General features: G+C 38.4%; 12 protein-coding genes and 1 pseudogene. 6 read left to right on the forward strand and 7 right to left on the reverse strand.

What is annotated here, in order from left to right:
• Positions 1-210: helix-turn-helix domain-containing protein (locus LPAF129_RS10660; RefSeq protein ID WP_244057030.1), on the reverse strand; the 210-nt coding region annotated here is incomplete at its 3' end.
• A 315-nt stretch (positions 211-525) separates the two neighbouring features.
• Here LPAF129_RS10660 and LPAF129_RS10665 point away from each other — a divergent pair.
• From LPAF129_RS10665 to LPAF129_RS10675, 3 genes are read left to right on the forward strand one after another with little or no spacing between them, the layout of a single operon-like run.
• The gene (locus tag LPAF129_RS10665) at positions 526-1,227 is read left to right on the forward strand and encodes an amino acid ABC transporter permease (RefSeq protein WP_244057032.1); all 702 of its coding nucleotides are present in this window, start codon (positions 526-528) and stop codon (positions 1,225-1,227) included.
• 7 nt (positions 1,228-1,234) lie between these two features.
• Positions 1,235-2,002, forward strand: a complete 768-nt coding sequence (locus LPAF129_RS10670; RefSeq protein WP_244057034.1) for an amino acid ABC transporter ATP-binding protein — start codon at positions 1,235-1,237, stop codon at positions 2,000-2,002.
• Between the two features lie 35 nt (positions 2,003-2,037).
• The gene (locus LPAF129_RS10675; protein ID WP_244057035.1) at positions 2,038-2,850 is read left to right on the forward strand and encodes a transporter substrate-binding domain-containing protein; all 813 of its coding nucleotides are present in this window, start codon (positions 2,038-2,040) and stop codon (positions 2,848-2,850) included.
• Between the two features lie 367 nt (positions 2,851-3,217).
• Here the strand turns inward: LPAF129_RS10675 and LPAF129_RS10680 are convergent, their stop codons facing one another.
• Together LPAF129_RS10680 and LPAF129_RS10685 are read right to left on the reverse strand one after the other, a co-directional pair.
• Positions 3,218-4,234 (reverse strand): FAD:protein FMN transferase, encoded by a 1,017-nt coding sequence (locus tag LPAF129_RS10680; RefSeq protein WP_244057038.1) that lies wholly within the window; start codon positions 4,232-4,234, stop codon positions 3,218-3,220.
• A 145-nt stretch (positions 4,235-4,379) separates the two neighbouring features.
• The gene (locus LPAF129_RS10685; RefSeq protein ID WP_244057041.1) at positions 4,380-5,657 is read right to left on the reverse strand and encodes an MFS transporter; all 1,278 of its coding nucleotides are present in this window, start codon (positions 5,655-5,657) and stop codon (positions 4,380-4,382) included.
• 105 nt (positions 5,658-5,762) lie between these two features.
• Here LPAF129_RS10685 and LPAF129_RS10690 point away from each other — a divergent pair, with 105 nt between their 5' ends.
• Positions 5,763-6,665: a helix-turn-helix domain-containing protein gene (locus LPAF129_RS10690; protein ID WP_244057043.1), complete on the forward strand. Its 903-nt coding sequence runs from the start codon at positions 5,763-5,765 to the stop codon at positions 6,663-6,665.
• 71 nt (positions 6,666-6,736) lie between these two features.
• Here LPAF129_RS10690 and LPAF129_RS10695 read toward each other — a convergent pair whose 3' ends face one another.
• The 4 genes from LPAF129_RS10695 to lplA all read right to left on the reverse strand — a co-directional run bounded on the left by LPAF129_RS10695 (position 6,737) and on the right by lplA (position 9,061).
• A complete protein-coding gene (locus LPAF129_RS10695; RefSeq protein ID WP_244057046.1) occupies positions 6,737-7,018 on the reverse strand; it encodes a type II toxin-antitoxin system YafQ family toxin in 282 nt (93 codons plus the stop codon).
• On the reverse strand, positions 7,011-7,253 hold the full coding sequence (locus LPAF129_RS10700) for a type II toxin-antitoxin system RelB/DinJ family antitoxin (protein WP_265747621.1): 243 nt from the start codon (positions 7,251-7,253) through the stop codon (positions 7,011-7,013). The genes LPAF129_RS10695 and LPAF129_RS10700 overlap by 8 nt, the downstream gene beginning before the upstream one ends.
• A gap of 53 nt (positions 7,254-7,306) precedes the next feature.
• Positions 7,307-7,894: a site-specific integrase gene (locus LPAF129_RS10705; protein ID WP_244057052.1), complete on the reverse strand. Its 588-nt coding sequence runs from the start codon at positions 7,892-7,894 to the stop codon at positions 7,307-7,309.
• Between the two features lie 144 nt (positions 7,895-8,038).
• A complete protein-coding gene (gene lplA, locus LPAF129_RS10710) occupies positions 8,039-9,061 on the reverse strand; it encodes a lipoate--protein ligase (protein ID WP_244057055.1) in 1,023 nt (340 codons plus the stop codon).
• A 368-nt stretch (positions 9,062-9,429) separates the two neighbouring features.
• Here lplA and LPAF129_RS10715 point away from each other — a divergent pair.
• Together LPAF129_RS10715 and LPAF129_RS10720 are read left to right on the forward strand one after the other, a co-directional pair.
• Positions 9,430-9,687 (forward strand): annotated as a pseudogene (locus LPAF129_RS10715) (ATP-binding cassette domain-containing protein); the annotation flags it as partial.
• 131 nt (positions 9,688-9,818) lie between these two features.
• Positions 9,819-10,228 (forward strand): RNA-guided endonuclease TnpB family protein (locus LPAF129_RS10720; RefSeq protein WP_244057059.1); only part of this gene is annotated, 410 nt, incomplete at its 3' end.

Below are 10,228 nucleotides of genomic sequence, written 5' to 3' on the forward strand. Positions count from 1 at the left end.
TGTTTGCTTCAATTCTTTGCTGTAGTGAATATTCTTCTTGGCTTCTTCCAGGCCTTCAAGACCATCTCTTCGATAACGTATCATCCATCTTTTAATTGTAGCTTGATCGATTCTGTGCTGTCTTGCATAAGTAGCTCTGGGAAGACCTGACTGCTGGTAATTCTCAAGTAGGTTAAGCTTCTCAAGAGCCGTGAACTTAGATTTGGACATATAAAAATCCCTCCATAATCATCAAATGAATTATTGTATTTCATTTGACAACCATAAAGGGATTATCGCACTCAAATTCACAGTTCAGGTCTTTTTTAATTTAAGGAGCAGATATTTCGTTCAAGTTGATTTGAATGATATACTATTAGATAGTAAGTGTTTATTTTGGTTATGGAGCCATAAGAAATGATAACTCCGAATTTATTTAATCAGCAGCCGTTGCTAATGACTTGACCCTTGTAAAGTTAGAAGAGTAGTGATGACTGATTATTATGAAATTACCATAAAATTTGTAGACGTTAGGAGAAATTAAATATGTGGGATATTATCACGAGTTCACTTCCCCAGATACTGGCAGCAGGAATCAAATTTACGATTCCGTTGGCATTGATCTCATTTGCGATCGGTCTGGCTCTTGCATTGATAACTGCCTTAGTCAGAATTTCGCATCGTGGCGGTGCATTTTCAATCATTAAGGGCATCTTTCGTTTTTATGTTTGGCTGTTTCGATCAACACCTTTATTAGTGCAATTATTTATCGTGTATTTTGGATTGCCATACTTAAGGATTCCCGGAGTGCTTGAAAATGGGATCAAATTTAGTCCATTTATCGCAGGGATCATTACCTTTTCGTTGAATACTGGGGCATATGCTTCAGAGACTATTCGTGCCTCGATCTCTTCGGTCCCGAATGGTCAGTGGGAAGCAGCTTCGTCGATCGGGATGACTCGGGGACAGACGTTACGGAGAATTGTTTTGCCGCAAGCTTTCCGGATCTCGGTGCCGCCGTTGGCAAATAGTTTTATCAGTTTAGTTAAAGATACGTCCCTAGCAGCGTCGATCACGATCGTTGAAATGTTTGAAGTCAGTCAACAAATCGCTGCGCAAAATTATCAGCCGTTGATCATGTATACGTTGGTTGCTGTAGTGTATGCAGTCTTTTGTTCGATCTTGACATTTGGACAAGGTTATCTTGAAAAGAAAACCAATCAGCATTTAGATCAAACGGAAGGGTAGTGAGCAAATGAAATTACAAGGACTTAATAAATCATTTGGAGCAAACCATGTTTTACAAGATATCGACTTGGAACTGCCTGAAAGGGCAACAACAGTCATTGTTGGTCCTTCTGGCTCAGGAAAATCAACCTTATTACGATCACTGAATTTATTAGAGCGGCCTGAAAGCGGCCTCTACCAACTGGCTGATCTTCAGATCGATTTTTCAAAAAAGATCCCTGCCAAGCAAGTTTTAGATGTGCGTAAAAAAACAGGTATGGTTTTTCAAGACTATAACCTGTTTCCGCATAAATCCGTCTTGCAAAATGTGATTGAAGGACCAGTTCAGGTCTTAAAACGAGATAAAAATGAAGCGACAAAAGAAGCTTATGAGTTATTAGCTAAAGTTGGTTTGAAAGAAAAAGCTGACTTTTACCCGGATCAACTGTCTGGTGGACAGGCGCAGCGGGTTGCGATTGCACGTTCTTTAGCGATGCACCCCGAATATATTTTATTGGATGAGCCGACTTCGGCACTGGATCCAGAGCTTGAAGGCGAGGTTTTGAAAGTTTTGGCAGATTTGGCCAATGAAAAACAATCATTGATCATAGTTACGCATAATTTGTTTTTTGCTCGGCAAATTGCGACAAAAATCGTATTTGTGGAAGATGGACGGATTATTTTTGATGGTCCGACAAAAGATTTCTTCAATGAGCAGCAAAAAAATACTAGGATCCATGATTTTATTTCATCCATGACTTTTACGGATATTGATGAAGGTACTGTTAATAATTAACTATTAGACTATATAGGAAGGGAAGAAGTATTCAAATGAAGAAGTTGCGAGGAGTATTATTTTCGCTGGCAATTATTGCCTTGACATTTACTTTAGCTGCATGCGGCAGTAAGGGAGGTTCATCAAATAATGAAAGTTCATTCAAGTCCGAGCTGAAAAATAAGGGTGAGCTGACTATCGCATTAGAAGGAACCTATGCACCGTATTCTTATCGTAAGGACGGTAAATTAACAGGCTTTGAAGTAGAAATGGGTCGAGCACTCGCCAAGGAAATGGGCCTTAAAGCAAAATTTGTGCCTGGTAAATGGGACTCATTGATTGCTGGACTTGGTTCACAGAAATATGACGTTGTGATCAACAATATCTCGGAAACTCCAGAACGTAAAAAAGTCTATGATTTTTCTGTACCATATATTTATTCACGTTTTGCTTTGATCACACCTGATAAGAGTTCACTTTCAAGTCTAAAAGATATTTCTGGCAAGAAGTTCGCTGAAGGAACTGGGACCAATAACGAACGTGTCGCGAAGAAGTATAAAGCAGATACTGTTGATTCGGGAGATTTTTCAGCAACTCTTTCTTTGATCAGAAATGGTCGAGTCGATGGAACGTTGAACTCCGCAGAAGCTTGGTATTCATACCAAAAGAACAACTCGACCAAGGGCTTGAAGTTTAAAGATGTTTCAAATGAAGAAAAGCCAGTCGAAATCAAAGCCATGTTTAATAAAAAGAGCCCGCAGACGAGAAAGCAATTTAACAAGGCCATCCAGGCACTTAGAAAAGATGGAACCTTGAAAAAACTGTCTGTGAAGTACTTCGGTAAAGATATTACTGAAAAGGACAAGTAAATTAAATCAGCTAAAAAGCCATTCACTAGCGTTTGTTAAAGAGTCGCTAGTGAATGGCTTTTTTTGGTTCTTTATCAAGTGGTACTGATAGAAGTTTTTATCTATCAGTACCACATATTATAGAACCTTTAAAACCAAAAAGGTTGGCGTGAGTTGTAAGTTCAGTTTTTTTAGCGGTTAAAATTAATTTTTTTTAGGAAAATAAGTCACACAACAGATAATGGCGACTGTTTCTACCAAACGCAAAATAAAGTACAACAGACTACGCCATTCTGGCAGAAAGACAACATCTAAAATGACGCTAACAATGAAAATGCTAAGCCACATTAAAAATTTCTTAGTCCGAATTTGCATAAAGAATTCCTAGTTAGACGATTTCAAAGCCAGGTGCGATCACGGTGACATCTTTTTGGTCAATACCGCTTAACATGATTTTGTTGTCTTTAGTGACAAAGACTGCACCGTAAAGATCGGGATCATCTAAGCCCCAGTTCTTAACGGGTTCGCCAGCAAAGAACAATTCAGTGGTGTGAATTTCGCCATCGATCGAGTACTTAGAAAAGACGGTGACACTGGCTAAATTATTGCTGCGCGGGTAACCGGTCTTGGAGTCGAGAATATGGTGGTAGCTTTTACCGTTAATGTCCAAATGACGTTCATAAATCCCACTGGTAACGATTGAGCAAGGTTGGGTTTTAACGATGGCTACAGCCTGGCCCCGGCGATCCTTGGGCGCTTGAACACCAACACGCCAGCGACCATCAGGATGGACGGGTTGTGCGCCGATTAGCAATAAATTACCACCGAGATCGATCATCCCGCTGTTAATGCCGCGAGCGGCCCAGAGGTCTTTGATCCGGTCAGCGATGTAACCCTTGGCGATCCCGCCTAAATCAATTTCCATGCCTTCTTTTTTCAAAAAGACGGTCTGATCTTTGTCATTGAGCTCGATGTTAGCTGGGTCAACGATGGCCAAACGTTCATCAATTTGAGCTTGAGTTGGTAATTGAGCACCATCGAAGCCGATTTTCCACAGCTTGACCAATGGCCCAATCGCTGTATTAAAGCCTAAGTGCAGCCGACTGATCTCAACTGCACGTTTGATTAAGGCATAGACACCATTTGAAACCTGGACTGCTCTATGACCAGCTGCATGGTTCACTTCCATGACTTCTGATTCCGGGCGGTTCACGGTCAGTAGGTCTTCGAAGCGGGCAATCAGGTCGTTAGCTGCGTCGAGATCACTTTCTGTGGTGGCACCGAACGTGGTCAAAGTAATCGTTGTGCCTAAGCCGTAATACTGTTTGGTTAATTTCTTTTCTGCAATTGCAGGAATAGCTTCTGGATGGATATCAGTCCAGAGAGCTTCTTTACTATTAGTCATATTTTTCAACCTCACTCATCTCAAACAAAGTTATGTGTACATCCTTTATTCTATCACACCAGTTGTAGTACTTAACAGGTTAGGCCTAATTTACATAACCCGGACTTATTGGAAGTTATCAGGAGTTATTTTAAAATCCGGCAAATTACTCAAGACTTTTTTGCAAATTTTTGTCAGTACTAATGGACTTATTTAAATGTGGAGTCATTAATGTGATCACTAAAAGCCAGACGATCCCACAAACTAAGTAAGTTAGCGCACCATTACTAATATTTTGAAAAATAAAAGTAAAAAATAGTGTTCCGATTGGGAAAACAATTGTGTTGGCAGTGTTCATAGTGGAACTAACGCGGCCTAAAATAGCTGTCGGAGTCGTTTTTTGAATATGGATTTGAATGGTAATGTTTAAAATCGAGATGCCTAACCCACCGATAAACATGGTGATTGACCCTAAAACATTAATTAATTTTAACTCTGTGGTTAAGGTGAAGATTGCTCCCAAAGACAAGAAATAAAAACCGAAAAGAAACAAGGGAACAATAATTCTACTACGTTTTGCTTTATTACCAGGGACAAAGTTCATTAATAGACCTGCTAACAGCCCGCCAACTGCGTTAAAAGTCTCTAAAATACCAATTGGAGAGTTACCTAAATGCAGTTGAGTACTAATAATATAAGGTAGCCCCATGTTGATCGATGAAAACATAAAATTTAAAAACATTGCAATTGTGATCAGACTCTTTATTAAGGGACGTTGAGCAATGTAGTCTAAACCTTTTTTGAAATTTGCAAGTTGTGATTTTTGCTGGCTAATATTTTTACTAGTGGGAGAATTTTGGTAATGGAACTTCATAGTTAAAGTGATTGCAGCAGAAAGTAACAAAGTGCCTATTTCAATCCATATAAAGGACTGAAAACCTAAGAGTGAATAGACGCCTACGCCTAAGACAGGTGCAAAAATATTAGCAAAAGAATTGGTAGCACTTGTTAGTGAACTAAGTTGATGAATCTTGTTTTCGTTAACTAATTCATGTACGGACGCAGAGTATGCAGTCGTTGCAAAAATTACTGCAATAGAATTTACTGAGACAAAAATGATCACGGGTATAAATTTAAGCATACCGACAAAGTAGTTCAGTGTAGCAGCTAAGAGAAGCAAAAAGACAACCCGAACTAACAGACTGGTAAGGAGAATTTTTTTGTGTGGGTATTTATCCACTAAGTTGCCAATAGGTATCATGAAAATTAAACTGATTAGCGGGCCAATTGCCAACTCGATTCCAAAACTTAAAGCCGAATGTGTTTGGTTTAAAAGCATCAAACCTAAGCCATAAGTAAACATATTGCTGCTGAGAGAACTAATAAAATTACTACAAACATCTTTAAAAATTTGCTGGTTTGATTCATGTAAACTAATTTCCAAAATGTGTAACCCCCTTGTTATACTTGATTGTGTTTACTTTAGCAGTAAAATAAAGAATAATATCAATAATAGTGTTGCAAATATGCAACAAAAGGGGGTTACATTATGGTAAAAGTTGGTGTAACTACACGAAAAATACGGTTAATCAAAGGGTTATCACAAAAACAAGTTTATGGTGGGATAATCTCACGCTCCTTTGCTAATCGTTTTGAGAATGGTACAAACGACATTCAAGCCGGTAAGTTCTTAAAAATTCTGGATAATCTTGCGATTTCTCCGACAGAATTTCAATATATCAATAATAATTATGAACCGTCTAAAATAGATCAAATGCTAGCAGAGGTTAGTTATTTGTATAGTGTACATGCTTTTAGTTCGTTGGCTCACTGGTTACAGCAACATAAAAGTAGCGAAAATGAGCAAGTGCAAATCGTAGCTGGTTTTGCAGAGTTAATGTTAACGACTTACGGCTATCGAAAGTTTCCTTTATCCAAAAACATTCACATGTTGGTGTATCATTTAATAAGTGAAAAAAATTGGACTGTTCAGGAAATTAGGATCGTTAGTATGTTAGTCCCAGTAATTGCAACACATGAGCAATTTAAAATTGAAATTTCAACAATTACAGAACGCATGGAACAGAATTGCAGTCACTATCTAACTAAATATAGTGACCCATTTCAAATCAATGACGAATTGGTGAACTATTACGGTGTGGTTTTTCAGAATTACTTAAACAGTAAGGCATATATCAAGGCTTGTGCTATGAGAGAAAAATTTATTAGTTTAGATGAAAAGCTATTTGATTGGGACACTAGAATTTCGCAGCAACTATGGTTAGCAGTGTGGGAACTGTATTTTGGAGATTTTAAGAGCGGTAAACAAACGCTTGAAAAAATTATTGATTTCAAAAAAATATTTAAGGAAAAGTTTGCTTTAAACATTGAAGCTATTACTAAGGTGCGCGTGCAGGATTCGCAGAAATACAGAAACTCAAAAAAAGAGTAACCTAAATATATTTTCAAATTTAGGTTACTCTTTTTTTTAGGGCTCGTTTATAACAAATGGACCCTGCTTTTTTATTTAAAAAGATCTGAATGTGAACCAGTGTCAATAAAACGCACGAATTCACCGTCATATTTGTAAATCAATAACCAGTCTGGTTTGATATGTAAATCACGCTCTGGCTTTCGATTAACCAAAGGGTGATCATTATAATGTGGTTCTAACGGTTTATCTTGTAATAGTTTACGGTACACAGCTTCAAAATCTTCTTTTTTATAGCGACCACCTTTTAAAATTGTCTTATAGTGTTTTTTAAATTGGCGTTCGAAGGCAGGTTTATAGATAAATTCAGTCATTTAACCAATCCAACCCTTCTTCAGGATCGTTAAATTCAACATAATCTTGGCTTTTCATTGCTTTTTCTAAACGTGGAGTGGGTTGAGATACTTCAAATGGGATTCCTCCCGCTTCAATGGATTTTTTTGCAAAGATGCGGAATGCTTCTCCAGGAGTTAAGCCCACACGACTAAGGACAATCTCAAAGTCCTTCTTTTCTTTATCGTCCATTCTAAAATGTACTTGGCTAGTCATAAATATCACCTCTAATTTTATGGTACCAGTTGGTACCATAAAAAGCAAGTATTTTACCCAAAGTCGATATTGTCTAACATTTCTTCGGTGCTAGCTTGATCTAAGCCTAAATAAGTCAAGGTCATGGCTTCACTGCTGTGATTTAAGAGATGCATGACCAATCCAATATTATAATTGGACTGCATATACACCCGGTAAGCGTCCGTTTTACGCATGGTATGGGTCCCTAAATAGTCTAAATCTAAGAGGTCACCAACTTTGGCCATGATCTTATAAAACTGTTTTTCGGTAATATGTTTCTCTGGGTGTTGAATCGACGGAAAAAGCCAAGGTGAGACTAAATTTTCTTGCCGAAGCCAGCTTTGATAGGCTAACAGATCCCCCGTAACTGGCTTTAAATATAACCGGTTGGCTTTTCCTGTCTTATGGTCGTGGAGAAACGTGTTCTGCCGCACGTTGCCATATTCGTCAAAGACATCGGTCCGTTTGAGCCGGAGAATGTCGCTGACCCGCAATAAAGTCGCCTTGCCGACTTGAAAAATGGTGTAGTTGCGGACCCCCGCCTTAAAATTTTCTTGTAAGCATTGTTGGACCTTCGCTAAAATATTGGAATCTTTGATCGGTAAGACTTTTTGTTCCATGAAAAAATCGCTCCTTTTATAGGGGCGATTTTATTAGTTTTTCGGTTCTTTTTGCCCCTTACTTTCAAGTCTAAAATAAAGAGACCATAAATGTTTTTCAGTTCAGTAACTAGAATTTGGTAGTTACCGGGCAGGTTTATTAAATTATTGTTGTGTACTTAATAATTGCACAACGTCTTCTTGTGGGATTCCAGCAAAGAAGCGGGATAAATCAATTTGAGCTAATTTTTCTTTAATATCTGCTTGATTATATTTAGTATCTTTCAGAATATCTTGGAGTTCATCCACGTTTTCTGGTCCAAAGAAATCACCGTAGATCACGACGTTTTCAATCGTTCCATTTTCGATGTTAAAGCGAGCATCGATGGTCCCACCTGTAAAGTGTTTCCGGCGTTGCACCGTAAATTCAGGTGATTTGCCGTAAACCCAGTCCCAATTATAGTAGATTTCTTGTTCCAATTTAGCGATACCTGCCTTGTCTTCATCATCCAAGACGTAAGCATACTTAGCTGCTGCTTCTTCAACAGTTTCAGTCTTCCAAATCTTTTTGATCAATTCGTCGCGGAGTTGGAAAGTATCCATTTCCCGGTATTCTTCATTTAGGTATGGCTTGATATTGATCACACGGGAACGAACGGACTTGATCCCCTTAGATTGAATCTTATCCTTAGGAACGCGGAGTGCGCTAGCAACAACTTCTGTATCAACGTCAAACATGCAAGTACCATGAGAGAAAGTTTTGCCATCACGTGTATACATTGCATTACCAGAGAATTTCCGACCATTTAAGACAATATCATTGCGACCAGTGACTTCGATATCAGTGGCGCCCATTTCCTTTAAGCCGTCAACGACTGGTTGAACCATTGTCTTAAAGTCACCAAATTTTTGATCTTTGGCAGGGACAACCAAACTAAAGCACATGTTACCTAAATCTTGATACATTGCGCCACCGCCAGAAAGCCGGCGAGTAATGGTGATATTATGGTCACGGCAGTATTGAGGGTCGATTTCTTCCATAGTATTTTGGTTACGACCGACAATAATACATGGTTCTTCAATGTAAAAGAGCATGAATGGTGGGGTCATTTTCCCACTGTTCATTAAGTATTGTTCTGTAGCAAGATTGGTCCGAATATCTTTGGTATCCATTGCGATATATTGCATGATTTATCCCTCTCCAGTATACAAACGGCCAGTTGACGGTTAGGCCAGGCTGAGCATTTTTTATTTTGGTAACCAGCTCAAAAATGAACTTTTTATGCGTTGACTAGTACGTAAAATGTTAAACATCTAAAAGTTATCATTAAATAAGATGATTACGCTTTCATGATAGCATTAACCTCGTTTAAATTCAAGAATTTTTATGTTAAAAGTTGGGCTAAAAGCAGCGGCTGTTTGAGTTTATCTGGTGAAATTTTAGTGTTACAATGTTAACGTATTCAAACTGAGTGATTACTCATTCAGTTGAGCGCTTTAGCTTGCTAATTTGTCGGTAGATGTGTAGATTTAGTAAAAAGTAGAAGGTGAAAATGATGGAGACAACCATTCGAGTTCAGGATTTAGACCAGGGCTATGGGAAAAAGATTGTCATTAGTGACATCAATGTCTCAGTTGCAGCTGGTGAAATTTTAGGTTTAATTGGACCAAGTGGTGCGGGTAAAAGTACACTAATTAATGCCATTATGGGGATGTTAAAACCTAAAAAAGGCTCGGTCACAGTTTTGGGACAGTTAATGCCGAATCGGCAAATCTTGGCTAAAATTGGTTTTATGGCACAAGCTGATGCTTTATTGATATTTTTGGCGAAATACCCCTGACTTTAGTCGGGGGATGGATAGCTGCAGCGTACATTGCACGCTACATAAACTACATATTGTTTTAATCAGATAAAGTGCTATGCTAAAAAAAGGTGGTGAGATCAATGGCTTCGATAGCTTTTAAAGTTCGTCTATATCCCAATCAAAAACAAATTAGCCAAATGAGCAAAACATTTGGTTCAACGCGTTTTGTATGGAATCAAATGTTAGCCATGCAAAATGCACGCTACAAAAATAATCATCAGGCTAAGTATCAAAACAATTATGCGATGAATTTAATGCTAAAGCCTTTAAAAGCAGAATACCCGTGGTTAAAGGACGTTGACTCAACCGCTCTGCAAGCAACGAATGATCATCTGCACGATGCTTTTCAACGTTTCTTTGATCCGGAACTCGAGAACGGCCATCCACGGTTTAAAAGTAAGAAAGACAATGCCCAGAGTTACACAACTAAGGCAGTTAATCAAAACATTAAAGTCATTGACAATCACCACCTAAAACTACCCAAGCTCGG

It is taken from the genome of Ligilactobacillus pabuli (assembly GCF_022836475.1).
Classification (GTDB): Bacteria; Bacillota; Bacilli; order Lactobacillales; family Lactobacillaceae; genus Ligilactobacillus; species Ligilactobacillus pabuli.